This window comes from Pseudomonas sp. 20P_3.2_Bac5 (assembly GCF_025466035.1).
GTDB lineage: Bacteria > Pseudomonadota > Gammaproteobacteria > Pseudomonadales > Pseudomonadaceae > Aquipseudomonas.
Genome location: NZ_JANLOA010000092.1, coordinates 31,004 through 56,226 on the forward strand (window position 1 = coordinate 31,004; position 25,223 = coordinate 56,226).

20 protein-coding genes and 1 pseudogene are annotated in these 25,223 nt (G+C 63.4%); 10 read left to right on the forward strand and 11 right to left on the reverse strand.

Translation table 11 applies throughout. The features are described from left to right. Positions 1 to 44: 44 nt before the first annotated feature. The 7 genes from NTD88_RS16135 (at position 45) to NTD88_RS16165 (ending at position 12,345) form a co-directional block, all read left to right on the forward strand. The gene (locus tag NTD88_RS16135) at positions 45 to 3,362 is read left to right on the forward strand and encodes a hypothetical protein (protein WP_262156049.1); all 3,318 of its coding nucleotides are present in this window, start codon (positions 45 to 47) and stop codon (positions 3,360 to 3,362) included. Between the two features lie 81 nt (positions 3,363 to 3,443). Beyond that, complete coding sequence (locus NTD88_RS16140) at positions 3,444 to 8,099, forward strand: RHS repeat domain-containing protein (RefSeq protein ID WP_262156048.1); 4,656 nt, start codon at positions 3,444 to 3,446, stop codon at positions 8,097 to 8,099. Positions 8,100 to 8,256: 157 nt separating this feature from the next. Next, positions 8,257 to 8,604: a hypothetical protein gene (locus tag NTD88_RS16145; RefSeq protein WP_095159138.1), complete on the forward strand. Its 348-nt coding sequence runs from the start codon at positions 8,257 to 8,259 to the stop codon at positions 8,602 to 8,604. 120 nt (positions 8,605 to 8,724) lie between these two features. After that, positions 8,725 to 9,519, forward strand: a complete 795-nt coding sequence (locus NTD88_RS16150) for an alpha/beta fold hydrolase (protein WP_262156047.1) — start codon at positions 8,725 to 8,727, stop codon at positions 9,517 to 9,519. Then, entirely contained in the window at positions 9,516 to 10,370 is an 855-nt protein-coding gene (locus NTD88_RS16155; RefSeq protein WP_262156046.1) for an alpha/beta hydrolase, read from the forward strand. Before NTD88_RS16150 ends, NTD88_RS16155 begins: the two co-directional genes overlap by 4 nt. Before the next feature lie 117 nt (positions 10,371 to 10,487). After that, positions 10,488 to 11,282, forward strand: a complete 795-nt coding sequence (locus NTD88_RS16160; RefSeq protein WP_262156045.1) for a DUF4892 domain-containing protein — start codon at positions 10,488 to 10,490, stop codon at positions 11,280 to 11,282. Between the two features lie 13 nt (positions 11,283 to 11,295). Further along, entirely contained in the window at positions 11,296 to 12,345 is a 1,050-nt protein-coding gene (locus NTD88_RS16165) for an AI-2E family transporter (protein WP_262156044.1), read from the forward strand. A gap of 113 nt (positions 12,346 to 12,458) precedes the next feature. Here the strand turns inward: NTD88_RS16165 and NTD88_RS16170 are convergent, their stop codons facing one another. The 4 genes from NTD88_RS16170 to NTD88_RS16185 form a co-directional block, all read right to left on the reverse strand. Next, the gene (locus NTD88_RS16170) at positions 12,459 to 13,148 is read right to left on the reverse strand and encodes a GntR family transcriptional regulator (protein ID WP_095159143.1); all 690 of its coding nucleotides are present in this window, start codon (positions 13,146 to 13,148) and stop codon (positions 12,459 to 12,461) included. Positions 13,149 to 13,165: 17 nt separating this feature from the next. Continuing rightward, a complete protein-coding gene (locus NTD88_RS16175) occupies positions 13,166 to 13,870 on the reverse strand; it encodes a FadR/GntR family transcriptional regulator (protein WP_095159144.1) in 705 nt (234 codons plus the stop codon). 33 nt (positions 13,871 to 13,903) lie between these two features. Continuing rightward, on the reverse strand, positions 13,904 to 15,208 hold the full coding sequence (locus NTD88_RS16180) for a C4-dicarboxylate transporter DctA (RefSeq protein ID WP_095159145.1): 1,305 nt from the start codon (positions 15,206 to 15,208) through the stop codon (positions 13,904 to 13,906). Between the two features lie 201 nt (positions 15,209 to 15,409). Beyond that, positions 15,410 to 15,724: a helix-turn-helix domain-containing protein gene (locus tag NTD88_RS16185; RefSeq protein WP_095159146.1), complete on the reverse strand. Its 315-nt coding sequence runs from the start codon at positions 15,722 to 15,724 to the stop codon at positions 15,410 to 15,412. Positions 15,725 to 15,813: 89 nt separating this feature from the next. Between NTD88_RS16185 and NTD88_RS29265 the strand changes: the two are divergent. The 3 genes and pseudogenes from NTD88_RS29265 to NTD88_RS16195 form a co-directional block, all read left to right on the forward strand. Beyond that, positions 15,814 to 16,188, forward strand: a pseudogene (locus NTD88_RS29265) (PAS domain-containing protein); the annotation flags it as partial. A 156-nt stretch (positions 16,189 to 16,344) separates the two neighbouring features. Beyond that, positions 16,345 to 17,475 carry a methyl-accepting chemotaxis protein gene (locus tag NTD88_RS16190; RefSeq protein WP_410017285.1) on the forward strand — a complete coding sequence of 377 codons (1,131 nt, stop codon included), beginning with the start codon at positions 16,345 to 16,347 and terminating at the stop codon, positions 17,473 to 17,475. 21 nt (positions 17,476 to 17,496) lie between these two features. Next, positions 17,497 to 19,200, forward strand: coding sequence for a putative bifunctional diguanylate cyclase/phosphodiesterase (locus NTD88_RS16195; protein WP_262156042.1), 1,704 nt, complete (start codon positions 17,497 to 17,499; stop codon positions 19,198 to 19,200). Between the two features lie 52 nt (positions 19,201 to 19,252). Here the strand turns inward: NTD88_RS16195 and NTD88_RS16200 are convergent, their stop codons facing one another. The 7 genes from NTD88_RS16200 to ctlX all read right to left on the reverse strand — a co-directional run bounded on the left by NTD88_RS16200 (position 19,253) and on the right by ctlX (position 25,136). Further along, a complete protein-coding gene (locus NTD88_RS16200; RefSeq protein WP_095159149.1) occupies positions 19,253 to 19,747 on the reverse strand; it encodes an Lrp/AsnC family transcriptional regulator in 495 nt (164 codons plus the stop codon). A 12-nt stretch (positions 19,748 to 19,759) separates the two neighbouring features. After that, positions 19,760 to 20,596: an ABC transporter ATP-binding protein gene (locus NTD88_RS16205; protein ID WP_256587875.1), complete on the reverse strand. Its 837-nt coding sequence runs from the start codon at positions 20,594 to 20,596 to the stop codon at positions 19,760 to 19,762. Positions 20,597 to 20,599: 3 nt separating this feature from the next. After that, positions 20,600 to 21,313: an ABC transporter permease gene (locus NTD88_RS16210; RefSeq protein WP_262156041.1), complete on the reverse strand. Its 714-nt coding sequence runs from the start codon at positions 21,311 to 21,313 to the stop codon at positions 20,600 to 20,602. Next, entirely contained in the window at positions 21,310 to 22,035 is a 726-nt protein-coding gene (locus tag NTD88_RS16215) for an ABC transporter permease (RefSeq protein ID WP_262156040.1), read from the reverse strand. The genes NTD88_RS16210 and NTD88_RS16215 overlap by 4 nt, the downstream gene beginning before the upstream one ends. Positions 22,036 to 22,099: 64 nt before the next feature. Next, entirely contained in the window at positions 22,100 to 22,879 is a 780-nt protein-coding gene (locus tag NTD88_RS16220; protein ID WP_262156039.1) for an ABC transporter substrate-binding protein, read from the reverse strand. 267 nt (positions 22,880 to 23,146) lie between these two features. Beyond that, positions 23,147 to 24,193 carry an ornithine cyclodeaminase gene (locus tag NTD88_RS16225; protein WP_262156038.1) on the reverse strand — a complete coding sequence of 349 codons (1,047 nt, stop codon included), beginning with the start codon at positions 24,191 to 24,193 and terminating at the stop codon, positions 23,147 to 23,149. A gap of 25 nt (positions 24,194 to 24,218) precedes the next feature. Next, positions 24,219 to 25,136, reverse strand: a complete 918-nt coding sequence (ctlX, locus tag NTD88_RS16230; protein WP_262156037.1) for a citrulline utilization hydrolase CtlX — start codon at positions 25,134 to 25,136, stop codon at positions 24,219 to 24,221. Between the last annotated feature and the right edge of the window lie 87 nt (positions 25,137 to 25,223).

Genomic DNA, 25,223 nt, shown 5'->3' on the forward strand with positions numbered 1-25,223 from the left:
GCTTGAACGGTGGCTGTGCTTTTACACCGACAGGATGAAATGAAATGTCTGATCAATCGCTCAATGCCTTACTGCAATCGATGCAGGGCAAATCCGTTACCCGTGGCTGGGACGCCATCGTTACCATGAACCGCGGCAAGGTCAATCAACTGCTGGAGCAGCAGTACATCTCGCAGTTCAACCAGAACAGCTTCCTGAAGCGCATCCACGGCAGTGTGCCGCTGACCAACGATGGTTATGAGGTGCTGGAGCTGACCGGGCTATTGCTCAGCCAACCGCGGCTGTCGTTCGAAACTGCTTCATTGAGTGACTCCCGTGCCCACCTGACGATGGATATCGTCTCCGGCATGGTCGCCTACAAGCTCGAGGCGATAGCGGGTTTTCAGAGGCGGATCACGTCCAGTTTCGCGGTCACTGAGCAGCACCAGTTCACCCTGGTGATGGACGTGGACCTGGAGGCCGTGATCGGCTCCGTGGGCCAGAACGGCGAGGTCGTTCTCGACCTTGCCGAGGGATATAACTTCAGTTGCAATCTGGTGGACAACCCGCAGACGCAACAGGCACTGGGTAACTTTTTCCATGCCCTGTTCAAGCGCCAACCTGCCAGCGCCCGTCGCTATGTGCTGGGTATGCTGGATTTCGATCCCGACGACAAACTGGCGCCGCGCAACTTCGAGGTGCGTACCCAGGCCGCGCCGGGTGCGACGGTTGCAGGCTCGGACACTTATGGCGAGGGTGCGGTGGTGCTGTTCGTGCGAACCCGCGAGAGCCTCTTCGATGGCTCTACACCGGGTGACGACAGTAATTTCCGCTACCTGATCCCCGACGACCGCGAGGCCGGCTCGGGCAAGCCGCTGTATTCCGGATCGTTGATCCTGGCCAGCCGTGTGCTATTCGACTGGTTCATTCAGGGCTACCTGGAACGTAATGTCGGTCGCGGCCTGTCGTTGTCGCACACCTCGGACTCCAACGATCTGGCACGTGGGCTGAAGGCACGGGCGGGTAACTGGACGTTGGACGATATCGCGGTCGAGCATTCTGGTGGCGGTTTCCACCAGACCGCGTCGAACAACGTGCCGCTGACCTTCGATTTCGCCAGCAGCGCAGCAGGCTCCCTGCCGTTCGAAGTCTCGGTGGTGGCTGGTGGACTGCTCAGGTTCGTCTGGAAAGGGGTGAATACCTTTTCCTTCTACTTCACCCGCAAGGAGTTGATGGGGGATGAGAAGAAAGAGAACGCCAATGTTCGCTTCACCCACACGCTGGAGTTCTTCCTGAAGGCCAGTGTCGATCCGGCCACCAGTGTCGTGACCTTCGTCACGGCGCCCGGGGGCTCCAGCTCGGTCCTGGCGGAGAAAATCAGCGGTGATATCAACCTCTACATCAGCTTCAAGCAGGCGTTCGAAGCGAGTCTGCAAGGCCTGATCGATAGCATGCACGGCCAACTCAAGGAGATCCGCCTGCCGGAGCTCGACCTGTTCGCCATCAACCACCTGCTGTTCCCTGAACAGAATGCGCTGCTGCTGACCCACGCCGCGGTGCCCGGCGATGTCGCGTTGTTCGGGCATATCAATCCGAAGCACACCGCACTGAAACTCGAGCCTTCCATCGTTCATGTGCTGGCCGGCACCACCCAACAGTTCTCGGTGCTCGGAGAGCAGTTCAAGGGCAAGGCGGGCAAGCTCACCTGGTCGGTGCGCAGTATCGATGGCAGCCGTTCCCAGGGCGACATCGACCAGAACGGCCGTTTCACCGCGCCGCCGCGCGAGCGCATGGTCGGCCAGGCAGTGCGCAATGTGATCACCGTCACCCTTGAGGACGCCGGCAGCGTCCTCAGCGCCTCGGCGCTGGTGGTGGTGGTGGCCGAATCCATGGTGGTGGTGCCGGGGATGGCGACCGTCGACCTGGGTCGGCCCGAGCCGATCACGGTGAAGGCCTCGAGCCTCAACGGCGGGACCATCAAGTGGACGTTGCGCAGCGGCCCCGGCTCATTGCAGGCCAATGGCAATCAGGCGGTTTACACGCCGCCGACCAGTATCGGCCAGCCAGTGATCGCGGCCCACATCGAGGCCGAGAACACTTCGGGCGGAGCGAAGGTCACGGCGACTGTATTGTTGCTGCAGTCGAATTTCGCCCTGGCGCTGGCACCGGTCTTCCATCCCGGTCTGCCACCGAGCGCATCGACGCGGGTGCGGCTGGCCGATGACGGATTGCCTTCCGAAAGGGTTCGCTGGTCGGTCACTGCCGGGGAGGGCACGGTCGATCCCGTGACGGGTGTCTTCACCGCGCCGGCCCGGATCACCATGCCTTACAGCGTGGTGCAGGCCACGGTGGAGGATGACTTCAGCAATTTCTACGGCTACAGCATCATCTATCAGTCCGAATACGCCAGCGAAGCGCGTTGGAACGAGTTACAGACGTTCGAACTCAAGGCGCTGTCTTCGCTGCAACTGTTCGCCAACGGCCAGCAGCAGGTCGAGGTAGAGATTGAAGTCGAGCCGAGTGAAGTCGATTTCGTTCCGGTGGAGGTGTCGGACACCGAGCTGAACAGCATCGTGCTGGTCAATGCGCACACCCTCGAACCGTTGCCTCGGGTTGACAGCGAAGGTGTACCGGTAGGCGACAACTGGGCCTACAACGAGCAGCACAATGATTACCTGTTCCACCCTAATGGCCTTGCCCGCGAGGAGGACGCCGGGACGCAGGGTATTCGCACCCGAAAACTCTATGTGCAGACCCGCGCGGGTTCGAAGACGACCATCGCCGCCATGCTGATCCGCGATGACCTGATGCCGTTCTACTCCAACCATGCCGGCAACGGAGCGCCTGCCACCATCGAACCGGTCCCGGTGCAGCCACCGAAATTCGACAGCAGCAGCTACAAGTTCGAGGCAACGCGGGTGGTGGGCGAGGATGACAATGACTACCACCTGGAAACCATCGACTACTACATCCTGCAACTGACCCATAACGGCGAAAACATTCCCTTCCGCCATATCGAGTTCGAAGAGCGCAGCGGCATGGTGCAGTGGGAGAGCCGCCAGTTCGAGGAAGACGTGGTCAGCTACACCGGTTACGCCTTGCGCGGCGACACCGAGTTGCGTTTCGACCAGGGCCTGTATGAACACATCCCCGGGGCGGTCCTGCCCGAGCTTGGTGTGGTGCCGGGCGAGGAATGTCCGGAGGGTGCGTTGTTGATCAGCCTGCACCGCAGCCAGTACTGGCGCTTTGACCTGGCGTGCGAAAGAACCTATGCCCGGCCGGTGAAGCTGCGCATCCTCGATGAGTACGGCAACCAACACCGTCTCCAGGTCAATTTCCGCGCGCCGAACAACCGCAACGAGTTGCGGGTCACCGTTCTCTGATCTGGCTGGCCCGATAACCGTGGCCCTGGCTCGATAGCCGGGGTCACGGTGTAATGATTGCCCTGCATGGAGTTCCTTGTTATGACCACGTCCTCCAACGTCCACTCCAATGCTTTCAATTTCCTCAGCTTCGTCGAGACCGGCGTCGATCCGCGCACCGGCCAATACACTTGCAGCCTCTCGCTGCCCGAACTCGAGGGCAATGATCTCAGCGGCCCCAACGTTCCCCTGCGCCTGTCCTACAGCCCGCTCAACACCCTCAATTCCGGCTTCGGCACGGGCTGGACATTGCAGTTGTCGCAGTACGACACCGCCACCAATATCCTCTCCCTGAGCACCGGCGAAACCTTCAAGGTCACCAGCACCAGCAGCACCGACGACCAGTTGCTGATGCGTGAAAAGAAAATCGACTCCTTCCACCTGCACAAGCTCAGCGACACCCGCTTTCGCGTGGTGCACAAGTCCGGCCTGATCGAAGAACTGGCCACCGACAGCGGTGACGCCATCGCCCTGCCGGTGAAAATGATCTCGCCACAGGGCCATCACGTCACCCTGGCCTATTCGGCCTTCGGCAGCGTTCGTCGGCTCCTCAGCATCGCCAACGCCGATGGCACGTTGCTGCTGGAGATTCGCCCGCTCGAGTACACCCTGCGGCTTTTTCCCAGGACGCCCAATGAGGCCGTGTTCTCGTTGATCCTTGGCAATGAACAGCGCCTGACGCGCCTTGAACTGCCTACCGCCAGCCCGGCCAGTTGGCGCTTCGGCTATGACACCAAAACCCAGTGCATCAACCAAGTCGAAGGCCCGCTGGGCGGGCGCGAGACCATCGAATACGACACCACCCCGCACCAGTTTCCCGGCACCGGCGGCCGCACCCTGCCGCGGGTCCGCCGCCACTTGCACGAACCTGGCGCGGGCCAGCCAGCCATCGACACCCGCTACCAGTATTCCAGCAACAACTTCCTCGGCCGCAACGCACCCGGCCTGATCTGGGAAGACAACGGCCTGGACAACCTCTACAAAGTCCTCAGCGCCTACGTCTACGACTCCACCGAACAGCTCTGGGACGCCACCAACAACCGTCCGCGACGCAGCATCAAGCGCATCTTCAACCGCTTCCACCTGATCAGCGAGGAACTCACCGAGCAGGGCGGCGCGGTCAAGCGCGTGCGCACCCAGTACTACGCCGACGACAGCAGCGTGCCGTTCGAGCAACAACCGGCGCAGTGCCAGTTGCCCAAGACCGTGACCACCTCCTGGATCGCCGCGGGGCAACAACGTGACGAAGTGGTGCGCAGCGAGTACGACGTGTACGGCAACCTCACCCTGCAAGTGCAGGCCAACGGCATCAGCGAAACCAGCGAGTACTACCCGGCGACCGCCAGCGACGGCTGCCCGGCCGATCCCCATGGTTTTGTCCGACACCTGAAACAGAAAACCGTGACCCCGGCCAAGGCCGACGTCAACGATGCCCCGGTGCTGCGCACCCAGCACCGCTACCTCAGCCAGCCGGGCCTGAGCGGCAGCGCCTGGCCGTGGCTGGCGCTGGAACAGGAAACCCTGGTCCACGTCAACGGCGGCAATGCCGAGCTGCAAAAGACCCGGCACACCTACCTCAATGCGCCGAGCGACAAACTGCTGCATGGCCGGAAATCGCAGACGGCGGTGACCCTCAACGGCAAGACCACCACCACCGACTACGCCTACCTCAAAGCCACCGGCCAGTACGTCGCCCAGCCGGTGCTACGCACCATGGAAACCCTGAAGACCAACTTCGACGCGGTGAGCAAGGTCATCATCCTGGAACACTCGCTGCTCAACGGCCGCGCGCTGCTGGAGCGTGACGACAACGACGCTGAGATCGCCTATGCCTATGACGCGCTGGGGCGGGTGATCGAAGAAAAAGTCGCGCCGGGCAGCAATGTCGAGGCACGGCGCCAGTACCAGTACCTGCTGGTCAATCAGGTCACCGGGCAACCGACCCAGACCACCATCGACGTCAAGGGCGTGCAGACCCGCAGCCTGCTGGACGGACTGCAACGGGTGGTGAGCGAACTGCGCCAGGATGTCGACGGCAACCCGGTGAGCAAGCCGCTGCGCGAGACGTACAGCGCCAGCTATGACGCCTTCGGGCAACTGAGCGAGAGCACCGAATTCGACTGGCTGGGCGCCGAGACCGTAGCCCTGACCAGCCGCTACACCTACGACGACTGGAGCGAACAGGACAGCGTCACCGGGCCGGACGGGGTGACCGAATACTCCCGCAACAACCCCGTCGCGCTGCGGGTCGAAACCTGGCGCGAGGGCATGGGCAAGACCGTTACCCGCAACAACCTGTTCGAGAAACCGGTCACGGTGGAGCGCTTCGATCTGGCGGGAGGCAAGGTCAGCCTGTACGAGTACTTCTATGACGGCCTGGGCCGCACCTCCCATGAATACGACGAACTGCGACAGTTCCGCTTCTATCGGTACGACGCGTTCGACCGCTTGACCCTCCAGGGTCTTCCCGACAGCGCGCAGGTCGAGCGTCGTTATGCCGAGCACAGTACCGAGGACTTGCCGACCTGGATTGGCGTCGACGGGGTCGTGCTCGGTGAGCAGTCCTTCGACGGGCTCGAACGGATGTACCGCTCCGTGACCGGCGGGCGGGAGCGCACATTCGCGTTCGACGGGGGCCAGCAGCAGCCCTCCAGCGTCACCACGGCCAAGGGCCAGGTCATCGATTACGAGTACAACCCGAACCTGGGCGAAGCGCCGATCCAGCGGCGTATCCAGAACGTCACCGCCGACTATGAATACGACAAGGACAATGCCCGGCTGCTGTCCAGCCGTGAAAACGACCAAAGCCTCAATTGCACCTACTACAGCACCGGTGAACTGAAGACCGAGCAGCGCGTCAATGCCGGGCAGACCCGCAACATGGCCTATGAATACAGCCTGCGCGGACGCCTGCTGGCCTACACCGATGTGCTCGGCCAGCAGCAGCGTTATCACTACGATGCCGGCGGGCGGCTGGAGTCGACCAGCCTGGGACAGACCGAAACGCACTTCAGCTACAACGCCAGTGGCCTGACCTCACGTATCGTCACCGAAGACAAGGCCGAGGGTCACAGCGTGCGCATTGACCTGGAGTACGACGATTTCGGTCGTGAGATCTTGCGCACCTTCACCTTTGACGACGGCGTGATCCAGACCCTGGAACAACGCTACAACGTCCGCGATGCGCTGGAGCAGCGAACCCTGCGTCAGGGCAGTGTGCTGCGCGACGAGAGTTACACCTACGACTCGCGGGGGCGGCTGGAGGACTACCGCTGCACCGGCAGCGACCTGCCCCTGGACGGCTGGGGCAAGCCGATCCAGCGTCAGGTGTTCGAGTTCGATGTGCTGGATAACCTGACCCAGGTGCGCACGGTATTCCCCGGTGGCGAGAACCTCGCCACCTATCTGTTCGAAGGCCAGGACCCGACCCAGCTCAGCGCGGTACGCAACAGCCACGCCGATTACCCGGCGCTCATCAGCCTCGACTACGACGCCGACGGCAATCTGATCAGTGATGAACAGGGCCGCAACCTCAGTTACGACGCCCTCGGCCGGTTGCTCAGCGTCAGTGAAGACGGCAGCGAAATGCTGGAATACCGCTACGACGCGCAGGACATCCTCAGTGGCAGCATCGGCGGGGAGGGTGACGAGCAGCGTTTCTACTGCGACGGGCAACTGGTCAACCAGTTGCAGGGTGGCGAACAGCGCACGTTCATTCGCGGCGGCGACCATGTACTGGCCGAACGGGTGACGGGGCAGGACGAACTGCTGCTGGCCACCGATGCAAAAAAGACCGTGCTGGCCGAACGTGACAGTCAGACTCGCAACAGTGCCTACAGCGCTCACGGGTACCGCTCGTCCAGCACGCAGTTGACGGCCGGGCTGGGCTTCAACGGTGAATGCCTGGAACGCAGCGGGGTGTATCTGTTGGGCAGTTACCGGGCCTACAACCCGGTGCTGGGGGTGTTCTGCAGCCCGGACAGTTGGAGCCCGTTTGGCGAGGGTGGGCTGAATGGATACACGTATTGCCTGGGGGATCCGGTGAATCATGTGGATCCGACGGGGCACATGCCGTGGTGGGTCGGGATCGTCGGGGGCGTGGTCGCGACGCTCTTGACGGCGGGACTCGCCGCGCCGATAGCCACCACGCTGGGCGTGAGCGCGACAGCCGCGGCAGCGGTCAGTAGTGTGGCCGCGAAGGTGGCGCTGGGTGCGACGGCACTGTCGATTGGCAGCGGTGTTGGCTCGAGCTTCGTGGAGGAGGGGGCACTTAAACAGGGGTTGGAGTGGACGAGCCATGCATCCGGCGTTATTGCGGGCGTCTCGACAGGGCTGGCGTTAGGGATGAAGGCTGCGGCTTCATCGCTCGCCAGTCGTGCGTCGGCAGTGAGTGGTGGATCAAACTCATGGGGGACTAGCTCTTCATTCTTCAAGCCGCGTCCCGGTGGCCAGCCCTCCATAGGCGGCAGTTCTTCGTCATCTGCAGCGTTGCGCAAGGCTCAGGATGATATCTACGAGAGAGCGATTAAGCCCGTGCCTCACGCTGCATTTAAACGCGGCAATTACTCAAATCCAGCGGGAATGCAGACCCAGCCGAGTGATCGCCTCCCACTATTCGAGGTGAGGGGCTCTCAGTTGAAGCAAGTGCTTCGAATCAGGGCGAGCAAAGAGATTGTGAGGGGCAACAAGCCTTACTGAAAAAGAAGCACTGCTGCGCGATGTCCGTAGCAGTGCTTTTCGGTGCGCGTATTTTCCGTCCAGCCCTCCACCCACCTGACATTTTTGCCAGTTGTTGCCTCGCTGCCACCTTGTTAGCGTGGCCCCATCGTGGTGTCACTGTCCGGGGAGAAACACAATGAATGGACAAAACGGCGTTCAAGCCTGTGCGGCCGATCTGCGCCAGGTGCTGGACGAAGTGAACCTGAGCTGCAACCTCGATTTCGCCGAGTTCCAGGTGTTGCACGATGCCGCGGATGCCCGTCTCGACGCCCTGGTCCGGCACTACCACAATCGCCGCGAATCACAGCACCTGGAACAGTTCCAGATGGCCTGCGAGCAGATGGCGAAGATGCTCCAGGTGTCCTGCCTGGCGCTGCAACGAGCCCATCTGAACGACAACGAACGCGACCAGGTCCGCGAAGCCTACGAGTACCAGGTGGCCTACATCCAGGCTTGCCTGCACCGTTCTTTCCAGGACTTCTGAACCTCGGCGGCCGGCCCTGGCTGACCGGAGTGCCGTCACCGATGGCTGTTCCGGTCATTGCCGGCTCATAAGCGGTTGCGGACAATCCGTGTCAGTCTTTTCCGCAACGGGCAGTCCGGTATGTCGCAACAGGTCTTCTTCGCTCACGCCAACGGCTTCCCCTCGGCCACCTACGGCAAGCTGTTCACCGCCCTGGCGCCGGACTATCAGGTCAGCCATCTGCCCCAGCACGCCCATGACCCGCGTTTTCCGGTGAATGACAACTGGCTGCAACTGGTTGACGAACTTATCCATCACCTTGAACAGCAACCCGAACCGGTGTGGGGCGTTGGTCACTCCCTTGGCGGCGTGCTGCACCTGCACGCGGCGCTGCGTTGCCCCCAGCTCTATCGCGGAGTGGTGATGCTCGATTCGCCGGTGCTGACCCTGGCGGACCAGTGGCTGATCCGCCTCGCCAAGCGCTGGGGCTTCATCGACCGCATCACCCCGGCCGCGCGCACCGAGGGCCGGCGCGAGGCGTTCGCCGATCTCGATCAGGCCCGGGCTTATTTCGCCAGCAAGACGCTGTTCCGCGCCTTCGACCCGGATTGCCTGGAAGCCTATCTGCAACATGGCCTGAAACAGGAGGGCGATGCCTTGCGCCTGAGCTTCGATCCCTCCATCGAAATGAGCATCTACCGCAGCATTCCCCATACCCGCCCGGCCCATCCCGGCCAACTGCAAGTGCCGCTGGCGATGGTGCGCGGCAGCCACAGCCGTATCGTCAGGCCCCACCATACCCAGGCGGTACGGCGCATGCCCCGGGGAGAAAACCATAGCGTCGTCGGTGGACACATGTTTCCCTTGGAGCGCCCGGATGAAACCGCGCAACTGATCAGAAACGTCTTTCAGCGCTGGCAGGAGAAACAGGCATGAGCAACCCGGTCGAAGAGGTCCGCCTGGACCTGGGCCATATCGAACTGGCCGCGCACCTCTACGGCCCGGTGGATGGCCGCCCGGTGATCGCCCTGCATGGCTGGCTCGATAACGCCAACAGCTTCGCCCGCCTGGCGCCAAAGCTCGACGGGCTGCGCATCGTCGCCCTGGATTTCGCCGGGCACGGTTATTCCGGGCACCGCCCGCCGGGCGCCACCTATTCGCTGTGGGACTATGCCCACGACGTGCTGCGGGTCGCCGCGCAATTGGGCTGGGAACGCTTCGGTTTGCTGGGGCATTCGCTGGGCGCCATCGTCTCGGTGGTGCTGGCGGGCAGCCTGCCGGAGCGCATCACCCGGCTGGCGCTGATCGACGGGGTGATTCCGCCGGGCGCCAACGGCCAGGATGCCGCCGAGCGCATGGGCATGGCATTGCAGGCGCAACTGCGCCACGACAGCAAGCGCAAATCGGTTTACCCGGTGCTGGAGCAGGCGGTGGAAGCGCGGATGAAAGGCATGGTCGCGGTCAGCCGCGAGGCCGCCGAGCTGCTGGCCCAGCGCGGGCTAGTGCCGGTGCCGGGTGGTTTCAGTTGGCGCAGCGACAGCCGCCTGACCCTGCCGTCGCCGCTGCGCATGAGCGAAGAGCAGGCCATGAGCTTCGTTCGCCGCGTCGCCTGCCCGACGCAATTGATCGTCGCCGACGACGGCATGCTGGCGCGCAACACGACCCTCCTCGAACAGCTACCCTTTAGCCTGGAACACTTGCCCGGTGGTCATCACTTGCACTTGAACGATGAGGCCGGCGCAACGCTTGTTGCAGACTGTTTCAATCGCTTCTTTGCCATTCCTTGACTTGTATCGGGCAACTGTCGAGGCTTGGCGGGTTTTGATCAGGGAGACAATCATGACCCAGCACGACTTACGCCCCCTTCGCATTGCCCGCGCCGCACCCGTCGGCGGGGTTCGCCGATGAATGCCATTCATACGTTGCGTGCCGGCCTGGCCGGACTTTTGCTGGTAACCGGTGCGGTACAGGCCGGTGGCGAACTGCCGGTGCCGCAGGACGCCAAAAGGGTCGATGAGCGCCCTGTGGCGGAAGTGGAGCGCGTCTACCCGTTGGGCGGGCTGCGCAAGATCAGCGGCCAGGTGCGCATGGAAGGCAAGATCGAGGCCCGTGGCCAGCTCCATTCGGTCACCTGGGAATTGCCCGCCGAACGCAGCGCCGCGGAGGCGTTCAAGGCCGCTCGCGAAACCTTGCAGGCCGATGGCGGTTACCCGCTGTTCTGGTGCGAGGGCCGAGACTGCGGCGAAAACAGCCTGTGGAACGACCTCTTCGGCAATGCCCGCCTGTCCGGTTCGGATCAGGATCAGTTCTTCATTCTGCTGCGTCGCACCGGCGCCGATGCCGACACGCTGGTCGCCCTCTACGCCATCACCCGCGGCAACAAGCGTACCTACCTGCACACCGAACAGTTCGAAGCCAACGCCCCCTTGGGCGAGTTGCTGCCGACGCCTGCCACCGTCCTGCGCGAACTGCGCAGCAATGCCAGGCTCGACTACCCTGACCTGAACGCCGAGCCGCCCCAAGCCTGGGTCAATCTGCTGGCGCGCAGCCTTAACCTCGACAGCACCTTGCGCGTGGTCCTCACCGGCGCCCAGGCCCAGGCTTGGCTGGACCAGTTGACCGCCGCCGGTGTCCGCTCGGCCCGGCTCGAAGTCGGCAGCCAGGCGGCGAACGGCTTGCATGTCGAACTGATTCGCTGAGCCGGGAGGCGCGATGCTCAACAATGATCGGCTGCTGGTGCAGATTCTGTTGCTGGCGCTACTGGGCGCTGGCCTCTGGGTCATGGCACCGTTCATCTCCGCGCTGCTCTGGGGCGCGATCCTCGCCTTCGCGAGCTGGCCGCTGATGCGTTTGGTCACGCGCCTCTGCGGCGGCCGCGAAACCCTCGCCGCGAGTCTCCTCACCTGCCTGTGGTTGCTGCTGGTGGCGCTGCCGCTGGTCTGGTTGGGCTTCAACCTCGCCGATCATGTGCGCGATGCCACCACCTTCATTCGTGACGTGCAGGTCGACGGCCTGCCCGATGCGCCGGCCTGGCTCGGCGGCGTGCCCTTTGTCGGCGAACGTCTGGTGCGCTTCTGGGACACCATGGACCAGCAGGGCGCCGCCATGCTGGCGACGGTCAAACCCTATCTCGGTCAGGTCGGCAACTGGTTATTGGCGCGCAGCGCGCAGATTGGCAGCGGCATCCTCGAACTGATCCTCAGCCTGGTCTTCGTGTTCTTCTTCTACCGTGACGGGCCGCGCCTGGCGGCGTTTGTCCTGCGCCTGCTGGAACGGCTGATCGGCGAGCGTGCCGATTACTACCTGGGGCTGGTGGCGGGGACCGTGCAGCGGGTGGTCAACGGCGTGATCGGCACCGCCGCCGCCCAAGGCCTGCTGGCGCTGATCGGCTTTCTTATCGCGGGAGTGCCGGGGGCGCTGGTGCTCGGCCTGGTCACCTTCATGCTCAGCCTGATCCCCATGGGCCCGCCGCTGGCCTGGATTCCCGCCACCGCCTGGCTGGCCTGGAAGGGCGACTACAGCATGGCGGTGTTCCTCGGGATCTGGGGCACCTTCGTCATCAGCGGCGTGGACAACGTACTGAAACCCTACCTGATCAGCCGCGGTGGCGACTTGCCGCTGGTGATCGTGCTGCTTGGGGTGTTTGGGGGCTTGTTGGCGTTTGGCTTTATCGGGTTGTTTATCGGCCCGACCTTGCTGGCGGTGGCCTACAGCCTGTTGCTGGATTGGTCGCGGCATACGCCGGTTGCGGATCGGCCTTAGGTGTTGAACCTTTGGGGCCCTTCGCGACGGTTCGGCGCCCCGACGAGCTCGCTCCTACAGATATGTGACACCGAATCTCTGTAGGAGCGAGCTTGCTCGCGAAACGGGAGGCCTCATTCCAGATCCAGCTTCGCCTCGATCCGATCCAGATGCAGATGCATCAACCGCAACGCTGCCTCACTGTCACCATCCTCCAGCGCATCCACCAGCGCCGCATGTTCTTCCCAGGCGCAATGCTCGCAAGCCCGGCTTTCGTATTTGGCGATGATCAGCGAGGTCATCGGCACCAAGCCGTTGAGAAAACGCGCGAGCGGGGCATTGTCGGCAATCTCCGCCAGCTTCAGGTGAAACTCGCCGCCCAGGCGGATCGCCGTGCAGCGTTGGCCTTGTTCATGGGACTGCCGCTCGCGGGAAATCAATTCACGCAACTGGCGCAGTTGCGCCGGCCGCGAGCGCCGCGCCGCCAGTTCGATCAGGGTGGTTTCCGCCAGCCGCCGTGCGCTCAATACCTGCCGCGCCTGCTCCGGATCTGGCGCCGCCAGCCGTGCGGTGTGCGCTGGACGCTGGACGATCACCTGCTGGTCCGAAAGCCGTCCCAGCACGCGACGGATCACCGTGCGGCTGACCCCGAACGCCTCGCCCAACGCCATTTCGGTCAGCGGTGTGCCGGGAGCCAGGCGCTGTTCGAGAATCGCATCGAACAGCCGCGGATAGATTTCCGCAGCCGACAGGCGCCGTTCGCCAACGGCCAGCAGCGCGGGCAGGGCGGACGCGGTGGAAGTGACGGGGGCAACGGCTCTCATGTGTGCTCTCCTGGAAGTCAGTAACCGGGCTGTTCGTCCGGAATCTTCAGTTCAATACCCATGCGTCGGCCTTCCTGCAGGATGTGCCGGCGCATTTGCGCACTGGCCTGGGCGCTGTCCTTGTTGCGGATGGCGCGCACCACTGCTTCGTTTTCTTCAAGGCGCGCGGCCAGGTGTTCGGGGGATTTGCGCAGCATCTGGGCGCTCTGCTTGAGGGCATTGCCGGTCTGCTGCACCACGCTCTGGAAAATCGGGTTGGAGGTCAGGGCAAACAGCGCCTCATGGAAGGCGATGTAGGCGTTGACCCCAGCCTCGCCGTCGCCGGCGTCCAGGGCTTCGCGCATGTCCATCAGGGTCAGGCGCAACTGGCCGGTTTCCTGGCTGCTGATGGACTGCGCCACCAGCCCGACGATGAACGGTTCCAGGGTGTAGCGCAGTTGCAGCACGTCTTCGAGGCTGGCTTCGGCCACGCCGGCCGGCGCCATGACCAGCTCGTTGCTGTCGGCGTCGAGTACCAGCACGCCTTTGCCGGGCATCGAGCGCACCAGACCGAGGGTTTCCAGCACCGTTACCGCTTCACGCAGGCTGGGCCGGCTGATGCCGAGTTGCTCGGCCAGCTCGCGCTGGCCGGGAAGCATCTCACCGGAGCGCCACTGGCCGCGGGCCAGGGCCTGGCGCAGTTTGTCCACTACCGCATTCACTACTGTCGAGGAGGTAATCACATTTCGCTCCGTGAGATGTCGTTCATTGGCTAACTAGAATTCCTGCTGATGGGCCGTCTTGCGCGCCTGGAAGGCGAAGCCCTGCTTGCCTTCGAGCACGTTGTGCGCGCGCTCCAGGTCGATGTCCTTCTCCCAGCGGGCGATGGCCACGGTGGCGACGCAGTTGCCGATCAGGTTGGTCAGCGCCCGGCCGATGCCCATGAACCAGTCCACCGCCAGCACCAGCACCAGACCGACCACCGGAATCGCGGGAACGGCGGTCAGGGTTGCGGCAAGAATCACCAGCGCCGAGCCGGGAATGCCGTGGGCACCTTTGGAGGTCACGAGGGACACCAGCAGGATGGTCATCAGATCGGTCATGGCCAGCGGCGTGCCGGTGGCGTTGGCGATGAACACAATGGCCAGGGTCAGGTAGATGGAGAAACCGTCGAGGTTGAAGGAATAGCCGGTGGGAATCACCAGGCCGACGGTGGAACTGCCGATGCCCAGGTGCTCCAGCTTGCGCATGATCTGTGGAAGCACGGCGTCGGAAGATGCGGTGCCGAGGACGATGGTCAGTTCTTCACGCAGGTACTTGAGGAACGGCAGCATCTTGAGACCGGACACACGCATCACCAGGCCGAGAACCAGCAGCACGAAGCCGGCACAGGTGAGGTAGAACAACGCCACCAGACCGCCCAGGTGTTGCAGCGATTCCAGGCCATATTTGCTGGTGGTGAAGGCGATGGCGCCGAACACACCGATGGGGGCCAGGCGCACGATCATGCCCATGATGCGGAAGATCACATGGCTCAGTTCGTTGATCAGTCGCGAGATGCCCGAGGCCGATTCGCCCACCAGGTTCAGCGCACTGCCGAACAGCACCGAGAACAGCAACACCTGAAGGATATTGTTGTCGGCGAAGGCGCCGATCACCGAGGTGGGGATCAGGTCCATGAGGAAGGCTGTGGTGCTGTGGATATGCTGCCCACGCTCGGCGAGGCTGCTGGCGTCCGTCGCGGAAAGTTGCTCCAGATGGATGTTGGCGCCGCTGCCGATGCCGGTGGAGAAGGCGAGCACCAGACCCAGGACCAGGGCGACGGTGGTGAGGACTTCGAAATAGATCACCGACTTCAGGCCGATGCGCCCGACTTTCTTCAGGTCGCCGGCACCGGAAATGCCGCTGACCACCACGCAGAACACGATCAGACCGATCAGCATCTTGATCAGTTTGATAAAGCCGTCACCAAGGGGTTTGAGTTGCAGGGAAAGGTCGGGGAAGCTCAGGCCGCAAGCGATGCCAAGCATCAGGCCGAGCACTACTTGCAGGAAGATCGAACGCGAGCACCATTTGAGCATGGGAGGGATCTCTGGTCGGTGTCCTGGCTGCCGGGGTGACGGCGCGTCGGACTTAATTATTGTGGTCTTACCGGTATGTCCAGTGCGCGGGCAGTGTAAGCGCGTATTTTCGGTTTTCGCAAGAGGTGAGGCGATAATTGGTTTTACCGGTCTGACCAGTTGGCGTACCAGGCAAGAATCGGCAGAAATGCCAAGGGTCGGTCAGTGCTTGGACAAGACCTGATCCACCGCGGCGATCAGCCGTCCCAGATCGTTCGGAGGGGCTTTGTGAATGACGCCAAACAGATAGGCGCGTTGTTCGTCTTCAGTGTCCAGGTCGGTGAAGAAGGCCGTGAGCTTGACGCCCAGCACCCTGGCAAAGACGAACAAGGCTTCAACGCTGGGAGTGTAGGTACCGGTTTCGAAGCGGCTTATGGTCTTGGGGTCGAACCCGGCTTTTTCGCCCAGTTCAGCCTGGGTAAGCCCGGCGACCTTGCGACAGCGCCTGATGGCTGAGCCCAAACTTGAAATTTCCATCGCTCAATTCCCATTTAGAATCAAGAACTTAACGACAAAAAATTTCAATAGACAACCTCTCCAGTCATCACCCCGGATTACAAAAGGTGATGTATCTCGTAGACTTTGCGGCTTGGACAGATTTTCCCGCAGTGGGTTTGGCAGAGAGCAACCCGCATTTTTCCTGCGGCTCATGGAGCTTTATCGTGCGTCTCAACTTACCGATTACCGCGGTGGAACAGACATTTCCCGATCAGCAACGGCTGATTTCCGCCACCGACACCGCCAGTAATATCACCTACTGCAATGCTGAATTCGCTGCCATCAGCGGTTTCAGCCAGGCTGAACTGATCGGCGCTTCGCACAACCTCGTTCGCCATCCCGACATGCCCGCCCAGGTGTTCGAGCAGATGTGGCAATACCTCAAGGCCGGCCAGAGCTGGATGGGGATCGTCAAGAACCGCTGCAAGAACGGCAATTTCTACTGGGTCAGTGCCTACGTCACGCCGATCCTCGAGAATGCGAGGTTAGTGGGCTACGAGTCGGTGCGGGTCAAGCCGACTCGCGAGCAGGTGCAGCGCGCCGAAGCGCTGTACGCCCGGCTGCGCGCGGGCAAGACGCCGGTGCCGCTGTCGCGGCGGCTGACGCAGCAGGCCCAGGTGCTTGCCGTGCCGGTATTGGCGGCGGGCGTGGCATTAGCCGCCAATCATCTTGTCCCCGGTCTTGTCGGTCAGGGCATCACCCTCGGCCTGTTTGTCGTGGTCGGGTTGTGGGGCCACAGCCGCTTGCGTGGCGAATTGCGGCGGATCGTCCGCGGCGCCGAAAACACCTTCTGCGACCCCATTTGCGCCCTAGCCTACAGCGACACCCTCGGCCCCGCCGCGCAATTGCAGATGATCCTCATCAGTGAAGAAGCCCGGCTGAAAACCGCGCTGACCCGCCTCAGCGACCTCGCCAACCAGATGGCCCACGCCGCCAGCGATTCCAGCCGCCTCTCCGGCGCCACCGAGTCGGCGCTGCTGGAGCAGCGTGCCGAGACTGACCAGACCGCCGCCGCCATGACCGAGATGGCCGCGTCCATCGCTGAAGTCGCCGCCCATGTGCAGCAAACCGCCAGCGAAGCCCACACCGCCAACCAGCTCGCCGACCAGGGCAGCCAGGTCGCCGGCACCTCGCGCCAGGCGATCCAGGTGCTGGCGTCCACGGTCACCCAGATCAACCAGGCGGTGGGCGAACTGGCCGGGCAGACCCAGGACATCATGTCTGCCGCGGGCGTGATCCAGGCGATTGCCGAACAGACCAACCTGCTGGCGCTGAATGCCGCCATCGAAGCCGCCCGCGCCGGCGAGCAGGGCCGCGGCTTCGCAGTGGTGGCCGACGAGGTTCGCGCGCTGGCGGGCAAGACCCGGCAGTCGACCCAGCAGATCCAGGGTGTGATCGAAAACCTGCGCAAGGGCGCCGATGAAGCGGTGTCCATCGCCGACCTCGGCATCCGCGAGGCCGAGCAGGGCGTGGCCCAGGTGGTCGAGGCGCAGGAGGCGCTGCAGGGCATTCGCGTGGCGGTGGAGCGCATCACCGACATGACCCGGCAAATGGCCGCTGCCTCGCAGCAGCAATCCCATGTCGCCGAAGACGTCGCCTGCCAGATCAACAACGTCGCCGGCACCGTGCAGCGCACCGCCGACAACGCCAACGCGGCCGCCACCCGCGGTGCTGAACTGGAACATATTTCATCCGGCCTGCGTGCCTTGGTCGAACGCTTCAACCGATAGCCGTCGGACAGGTTTTATTTCATGGATGACAACTACCGCGCGGCCGTCGACGCGGCCGCGATCTTTTCCGAAACCGACCTGACCGGGCGTATCACCTACGTCAACGATCAGTTCTGCACCATCTCCGGCTACAGCCGCGAGGAACTGCTGGGCGCCGACCACCGCATCCTCAATTCAGGCCAGCACGAGCCTGGGCTGTTCCTCGGCATGTGGCAGAGCCTGGCCGCGGGCGAGACATGGAAGGGCGAAATCTGCAACCGGGCCAAGGATGGCTCGTTGTACTGGGTCGACAGCACCATGGTGCCGCTGTTCGACCCGCTTACCGGCGCGGTGTGCAAGTTCGTCTCGATCCGCTTCGATATCACCCAGAAACGCCAGTTGCTCCACACCTTGCAGTGGCGGGTGGGGCACGACGTTCTGACCGGCCTGCCCAACCGCTCATTGCTCGGCGACCTGCTCGGGCAGGCCATCGAGCGTGCGCGCAACGAGGAGTCGGCGCTGGCGGTGTGCATGCTCGACCTCGACGGCTTCAAGGCGGTCAACGACGGCTATGGTCATGCCAGTGGCGACCTGCTGCTGGTGGAGGTGTCACGGCGCTTGAAGCGCGTGTTGCGTGAGGGCGATGCGGTAGGGCGGTTGTCCGGCGATGAGTTCGTGCTGATTCTCGGCGACATCCAGGGGCTGCCGACCTTGCAGGGTGTCCTTGAGCGTGTGCTCAAGGCGATCGCCGCACCCTGTGTCATTCGCGGGCGGCCGATCAGCGTCAGCGCCAGCATCGGCGTGACCCTGTTCCCCAACGACAACGATGACGCCGACACCCTGCTGCGCCACGCCGACCAGGCCATGTACCTGGCCAAGCAACGGGGGCGTAATCGTTTTCACCTGTTCGACGTGTCGCTGGACCAGGAAGTCAAGGCCACTCACCAGACCGTGGAGCGCCTGCGCCGGGCGCTGCACAACGGCGAACTGTGCCTGTATTACCAGCCCAAGGTGAACATGCGCAGCGGCACGGTGGTGGGGTTCGAGGCGCTGTTGCGCTGGTGCCATCCTGTCCGCGGCGTGGTCGCGCCGGGTGAGTTTCTGCCGTTGGTGGAGCGCACTGACCTGATCGTCGATATCGGTGAATGGGTGATCGATGAAGCACTGGCGCAGATGCAGCAGTGGCAGGCGCAGGGTTGCCGTTGGCCGGTGAGCGTGAACATCGCCGCGCGGCATTTCCAGCGCACGGACTTTGTCGTGCGGCTTCAGCGTTTGTTGTCCCGCCACGCCATGGTGGCGCCGCAGATGCTCGACCTGGAAATCGTCGAGTCGGTGGCCATCGAGAATATCCAGCGGGTTTGCGAATGCCTGGAGGCGTGCCAGCGGCTGGGGGTGCGTTTTTCGCTGGATGACTTTGGCACCGGCTACTCGTCCCTGAGCTACCTCAAGCGCTTGCCGACCCAGACCATGAAGATCGACAAATCCTTCGTCCAGGACATTCTCCACGACCAGGACGACCTGGCCCTGACCCGCGCGGTGATCGGCCTGGCCCAGGCGTTCGGTCGGCAGGTGATTGCCGAGGGTGTAGAGACGGTGGCGCACGGCGAATGGCTGATGGAACTGGGCTGCGACGTGGCCCAAGGCTACGGCATCGCCCGGCCGATGCCGGCGCAGGAGGTGGTGGAGTGGGTGCGAGGATTCGTGCAACCGCGGGAGTGGCGGGTGCGGGCACGCGGGGCGGGGTGATTGTGGGCCTGTCTCGCGACGGTTCGGCGCGAGACAGGCCCACCCTGTAAACCTACATCTGCGGCGCGGTGTTCTTCACCACCGCCAATTCCGGATGCGCCACCAGCTTGTCGATATGCAGCTCATCGTTGTTCATCCAGGTCTCGGTCAGCACCCGGTAGTGCTCCATATCCCGGCAACGCATGCGCAGGCTGTAGTCGAAATGGCCGCTGATCAGCTGGCATTCGAACACCTGCGGGCAGGCGCGCACGCAGGCTTCGAAGGCTTTTTGCGCGGCGCGCCCGCTCTGGTTGGACAGCGCCACCAGGACCAGCAGCGACAACCCCGGCGAGACCATCTGCACATCGATGATTGCGCCGTAACCGCGGATCACGCCGCGCCGTTCGAGCTTGCGCACCCGCTCCAGGCAGGGCCTGGGCGTCAGGTGGACCAATGACGACAGCTTCTCGTAGGTGATGCGCCCGTTGTGGCGCAGCACGTCGATGATCGCTTCGTCGATGCGGTCCAGCGGCGGCGCGGCGTGGGAGGAGTTGGCCTTGGTATCCATGGTGGCGTTGCTTCACTTCAAGCGGTTGGAAAGAAATTGCTGCAGGCGCTCGCTTTGCGGCTGGTCGAGAATCTGCGCGCTTCCCTGTTCTTCGACCCGGCCCTGATGCAGGAACAGCACCTGGCTGGACACCTGGCGGGCAAAGCCCATCTCGTGGGTGACCATGAGCATGGTACGACCTTCCTCGGCCAGCGTCTGTATGACCTTGAGGACTTCTCCTACAAGCTCTGGATCAAGGGCTGACGTTGGTTCGTCGAACAGGATGATCTCCGGCTCCATCGCCAGCGCCCGGGCGATCGCGACGCGCTGTTGCTGGCCGCCAGAGAGGAACGCCGGGTACTGGTCGGCGGCACGGGCCGGCAGACCGACCTTGTCCAGGTACGCGCGGGCGCGGGCTTCGGCGTCCTGTTGGCTGACCCCCAACACCCGGCGCGGCGCCATGGTGATGTTCTCCAGCACGGTCATGTGGCTCCACAGGTTGAAATGCTGGAACACCATGGCCAGCCGCGTGCGCAGGTTCTGCAATTGCGCCGGATGCGGGGCGCGGGCGCCGGCGCGGCCCTGGCGCATTTCGATGGTCTGGTCGTCGAGGGTGATGACCCCGGCGTCCGGCTGTTCGAGGAAGTTGATGCAGCGCAGCATGGTGCTTTTGCCCGAGCCGCTGGCGCCGATCAGGCTGATGACGTCGCCCTTGCGTGCTTGCAGCGAGACGCCCTTGAGCACTTGGTGATCGCCGTAGCTTTTATGCAGCGAGTCCACCGTCAGTTTGATCGCGGCGCTGGCAGCGGCGGCGACAGGTGCGGCGGCGAAGGTCGGTTGGATCGACAAGGCGTGTGCGGAAGTGGTCATGGGTCAGCCTCGGGAAGGAACGAGAAAACGCATCCAGCGTCGTTCGGCCAGGCGGAACAGCCCGACCAGTGCGAAGGACAGCAGCATGTACAGCAGGGCGGCGATGCCGAAGGCCTGGAACGTCAGGAAGGTCGCGGCATTGGCGTCGCGGGCGACTTTAAGGATGTCGCCGATGGTCGCGGTGAAGGCCAGCGAGGTGGCGTGCAGCATCAGGATCAGTTCGTTGCTGTAGGCCGGCAACGAACGGCGCAAGGCCGCCGGCAGCACGACGAACAGGTTGAGCTTCCAGCCGTGCAGGCCGTAGGCGTGGGCCGCCTCGATCTCGCCATGGGGAATGTTGCGGATCGCCCCGGCGAAAATCTCCACGGTGTAGGCGCAGGTGTTGAGCACGAAGGCCAGCAGGGTGCAGTTCAGCGCGTTGCGGAAGAAGCGGTCGAGCATTTCGTGTTCACGCACCACTTCCAGGCCGTAGAGCCCGGTGTAACAGATCAGCAACTGGATATAGAGCGGCGTGCCACGGAACAGGTAGGTGTAGAACTCCACCGGCCAGCGCAGCCAGAGCTTGCGCGACACCCGCGCCAGGGCCAGCGGCAGCGACAGGAAGAAACCGACGACCATGGTCACCACGAACAGCCACAGGGTCATGGCCAGCCCGGAGAGGCTGGCGCCATCGTTGTACAGGTAGGCCAGGCCGTATTCCTGGATCAGTTCGATCATGATGTCAGCCCCTTGATGCCGGTGTTGTAGCGCCGCTCCAGGCGTTTGAACAGGCGGTTGGAGAGGGTGGTGATCAGCAGGTAGACCAGTCCCGCGATGATCAGGAAATACAGGACGTTATTCGTACTCTTGCCGGCGTTCTGCGCGGCTTTCACCAAGTCGGCGAGGCCGATGATCGACACCAGCGCGGTGGACTTGAGCAGCACCAGCCAGTTGTTGCCCAGGCCTGGCAAGGCGAAGCGCATCAGTTGCGGGAACAGCACCAGCCGGAAGCGCTGGACGCGGCTCAGGCCATAGGCGGTGGCTGCTTCCAGTTGCCCGGCGGGCACGCTGAGGATCGCGCCGCGGAAGTTCTCGGTGAAATAGGCGCCATAGATAAAGCCGAGGGTCATGACCCCGGCGGTGAACGGATCGATCTCGAAGTAACCCCAGCCCATCCATTCGGTGAAGTCGTTGAGCCAGATCTGGAAGGTGTAGAAGATCAGCAGGATCAGCACCAGGTCCGGCACGCTGCGGATCAGGGTGGTATAGAGCGTCGCGGGGAGTCGCAGCAGGCGCAGTGATGAGAGTTTGGCGCTGGCGCCGACCAGGCCCAGCACCAGGCTCAGGGCCAGGGACAGCAGCGCCAGTTTTACGGTCATCCAGGTGCCTTGCGCCAACAGCGGGCCGAAGCCCTGCAGGCTCAGGGCCTGCAAGCCGACAGAGTGAAGGAAGTCGTTCACGGGGAAAATCTCGATGGGCACCAGCGATGGCCCGGCATCGGCTGCCGGACCATCGACGGGCGGGTTACTCGTTGTAGATGTCCAGGTCGCCGACGTACTTCTGCTGGATCCTGGCGAAGGTGCCATCGGCCAGCACTGCGGCAATGCCCTTGTTGATCAGGGCCTTGAGTTCGGCGTCGTTCTTGCGCACGCCCATGGCGATGTCCAGCGGCAGGGTCGGGTCCTTGATCGCCGGGCCGCTCTGGAAGTCGGCGCCTTCGGGCTTGGTGAGGAAGTTGAGCTGGGCTTCGAGCTTGTCGCTGACGGTGGCGTCGAGGCGGCCGTTCATCAGGTCCGCGTAATTCTGGTCCTGGGCCTGGTAAGCCTTGACCGTCGCCCCCAGCGGCGCCAGTTTGGCGCGGGCGTAGGCTTCCTGCAGCGAGCCTTGCAGCACGCCGACGGTCTTGCCCTTGAGTGACTCGGGGGTGTCGCCGAAATCGGCGCCCTTGCGGGTGATGACGGAGGTTGGGCTGAGAAACAGGCGGTCGCTGAAGTCGATCTGTTTCTGGCGGGCCGGGGTCACTGCCATCGACGACATGATGGCGTCGAATTTGCGCGCGCGCAGGGCTGGGATCATGCCGTCGAATTCGTTGTGCACCCAGGTGCATTTGACTTCCAGCTTGGCGCAGATCGCGTTGCCCAGTTCGATGTCGAAGCCTTGCAGGCTGCCATCGGCGGCGACGGATTCAAACGGTGGGTATTCGGGGAAAACGCCGAAACGGATTTCTTTCCATTCCTGCGCCTGGGCCACGCTGGCGCAGAGTGGCAGGAGCAGCACGCCGAGAAGCTTTCGCAGCGAAGTCATATGAGTGGATCCCTGTGTTTTGTAGTTGATGTAGGGCAGTAGAACGCTTCGTGGGCCTTGGCCTTGTGGTCTTGTCGTGACTCTTCGGTCGGGGCTCAGAATGCGCGATGACAGCGGTTTTTTTGTGTCGTTTGGGCCGGCGCTGGCTACCGGAATATGCTGTTAGTGCGGCTGCTCGCAGCCGATTCTGTCGAGGCGCCTCCTGTTTTGGCTTTGTCACAGCGTTTTCCGATCCGCTGCGCGGTGGGCGCAGCGGATTCGGTTGTGTCAGGCGCGTCTCTTCTGCACGTCGGCAACCGCCGGCTGAAGCAGGGCGTAGAGGTCTTTCGGGTTTTTAAGGTCTGGCACCAGGCCGATCTCGCTACCGATGTCCAGGGCCTTGGCCACATCCAGCACATAACGCAGCGCCGAGTAGTCCTCGATGGCGAAGCCGACCGAGTCGAACAGGGTGACCTGGGCGGCGTTCTCGCGGCCGGCGATCTCGCCGTTCACCACCTGCCAGAACTCGGTTACCGGTGAATCCGCAGGCATCTGCTGGATCTCGCCTTCGATGCGGCTCTGCGGTTCGTACTCGACGATCACCCGCGCGCGCTCGACGATGTCGCGGTGCAGTTCGGTCTTGCCCGGGCAGTCGCCGCCCACCGCGTTGAGGTGCATGCCCGGCTCGATCATCTCCGGGGTGAGGATGGTGGCGTAGGCCTTGTCGGCGGTGACCGTGGTGATGATGTCCGCACCGCGAACCGCTTCAGCCACGGAGCCGGCGATGACCAGGCGGATGCCCGGGTAGGCGGCGAGGTTGGCGGCCAGCTTGGCGCTGGCCTGCGGGTCGAGATCGTACAGGCGGATTTCTTCGATGCCGAGCAGGGTGTGGAAGGCGATGGCCTGGAACTCGCTCTGCGAGCCGTTGCCGATCAGCGCCATGTTGCGGCTGTCCGGACGGGCCAGGTAGCGCGCGGCCAGGGCCGAGGTGGCGGCGGTGCGCATCGCGGTGGTCAGGGTCATTTCGCTGAGCAGCAGCGGCTTGCCGGTATCTACATCGCCCAGGGCGCCGAAGGCCATCACTGTGAGCATGCCGCGGTGGGTGTTCTTCGGGTGGCCGTTGACGTACTTGAAGGCATATAGATTGGCATCGGACGCCGGCATCAGCTCGATCACGCCGTCGGGGGAGTGGTTGGCCACCCGTGCGCATTTCTCGAAGTCGTTCCAGCGCAGGTAGTCCTGGCGGATGTACTCGGCCATTTCTTCCAGGCAGGTGGTCAGGCCTTTGCGGGCGACCAGGCGGCTCAGGTCGGTAACGTCGATGTAGCGGGTCATGATGCTCTCCTTCTTGTAGTCGGGATCAGTTGCGAACGGGCAGGTGGACTTCGGCGAGCATGCAGCGCGCGCTGCCGCCGCCGATGCGTTCGATATGGTCGATGTTCACCACCACCGGGTGGCTGTGGCGCTCGGCCTGGCGGCGTTGTTCGGCGCTGAGCGAGTTCCAGGCACTGCGCGACATCACCAACAGCGGCTGGCCTTGCTTGTCGTGGACTTCCAGCATGTTGCCGGCGAAGCCTTCGAGCTGGTCGAAGTTCAGCGCCAGGATGTCCTTGCCGGTGTCGCGCAGGCTGTGTTCCAGGGCCCGGCGCTCGGCGGCTTCAGGCAGCGCATCGAGGCAGACCACGGAAAGGTTGCGGCCCACGCTCATCATCACGTTGCTGTGGTAGATCGGTGACTGGTGGCGATCGACGGCATGGAATACGCAGAGGCGGTAGTCCATGTTCTCGGCGAACTGGCGCAGCGCCTCGCCGTGGGTGCGGCCGGAGTGGCAGGCGTAGCTGATGCGGTTTTCGCGGTCGAGCACCATGCTGCCGGTGCCCTCGAGGAAGATGTTCTGCGCTTCCAGCGGGCTCAGGTCGAGGGTCTTGTGAATCGCGAAGCGCTCGCTGAGCACCTGCAGCACGCCCTTGTCACGCTCCAGCCGACGGTTCTGGCCTTCCATGGGATAGAGCACCAGGCTGCCGTCGGCATGGCTGCTCCACCAGTTGTTGGGGAAGATCGAGTCGGGGGTGTGCGGGGCCGGGGTGTCCTGCACCACCAGTACATCGACGCCATGCTGGCGCAGCGTATCGACATAGCCGTCGAACTCTTCCAGCGCTTTCTGCTGCGCTTGTTCCGGTTCCAGCACGGGCTTCTGGAAGCGGTTGTTCACAGCGGTATCCGGGTTGAAGGCGAACCGCGCCGGGCGGATCATCAGGACGGTATTGGTGGTTTGCATCGGGGCACGCATCCAGGGGTTGGCAGTGCGTACATTGTCTTACCGATGGCCTTGCAATCCCGGCTGAAGCACGTCGGGCGCCCAGCC

Excerpts from the sequence above, each read along its gene's own strand:
- NTD88_RS16135 (WP_262156049.1), top strand. The coding sequence starts at position 45 with ATGTCTGATCAATCGCTCAATGCCTTACTGCAATCGATGCAGGGCAAA.
- NTD88_RS16225 (WP_262156038.1), bottom strand. The coding sequence starts at position 24,193 with ATGACCCGCTACATCGACGTTACCGACCTGAGCCGCCTGGTCGCCCGC.
- NTD88_RS16170 (WP_095159143.1), bottom strand. The coding sequence starts at position 13,148 with ATGAGAGCCGTTGCCCCCGTCACTTCCACCGCGTCCGCCCTGCCCGCG.
- NTD88_RS16220 (WP_262156039.1), bottom strand. The coding sequence starts at position 22,879 with ATGACTTCGCTGCGAAAGCTTCTCGGCGTGCTGCTCCTGCCACTCTGC.
- NTD88_RS16185 (WP_095159146.1), bottom strand. The coding sequence starts at position 15,724 with ATGGAAATTTCAAGTTTGGGCTCAGCCATCAGGCGCTGTCGCAAGGTC.
- NTD88_RS16180 (WP_095159145.1), bottom strand. The coding sequence starts at position 15,208 with ATGCTCAAATGGTGCTCGCGTTCGATCTTCCTGCAAGTAGTGCTCGGC.
- NTD88_RS16150 (WP_262156047.1), top strand. The coding sequence starts at position 8,725 with ATGTCGCAACAGGTCTTCTTCGCTCACGCCAACGGCTTCCCCTCGGCC.
- NTD88_RS16145 (WP_095159138.1), top strand. The coding sequence starts at position 8,257 with ATGAATGGACAAAACGGCGTTCAAGCCTGTGCGGCCGATCTGCGCCAG.
- NTD88_RS16205 (WP_256587875.1), bottom strand. The coding sequence starts at position 20,596 with ATGACCACTTCCGCACACGCCTTGTCGATCCAACCGACCTTCGCCGCC.
- NTD88_RS16195 (WP_262156042.1), top strand. The coding sequence starts at position 17,497 with ATGGATGACAACTACCGCGCGGCCGTCGACGCGGCCGCGATCTTTTCC.
- NTD88_RS16200 (WP_095159149.1), bottom strand. The coding sequence starts at position 19,747 with ATGGATACCAAGGCCAACTCCTCCCACGCCGCGCCGCCGCTGGACCGC.
- NTD88_RS16140 (WP_262156048.1), top strand. The coding sequence starts at position 3,444 with ATGACCACGTCCTCCAACGTCCACTCCAATGCTTTCAATTTCCTCAGC.
- NTD88_RS16165 (WP_262156044.1), top strand. The coding sequence starts at position 11,296 with ATGCTCAACAATGATCGGCTGCTGGTGCAGATTCTGTTGCTGGCGCTA.
- NTD88_RS16160 (WP_262156045.1), top strand. The coding sequence starts at position 10,488 with ATGAATGCCATTCATACGTTGCGTGCCGGCCTGGCCGGACTTTTGCTG.
- NTD88_RS16210 (WP_262156041.1), bottom strand. The coding sequence starts at position 21,313 with ATGATCGAACTGATCCAGGAATACGGCCTGGCCTACCTGTACAACGAT.
- ctlX (WP_262156037.1), bottom strand. The coding sequence starts at position 25,136 with ATGCAAACCACCAATACCGTCCTGATGATCCGCCCGGCGCGGTTCGCC.
- NTD88_RS16155 (WP_262156046.1), top strand. The coding sequence starts at position 9,516 with ATGAGCAACCCGGTCGAAGAGGTCCGCCTGGACCTGGGCCATATCGAA.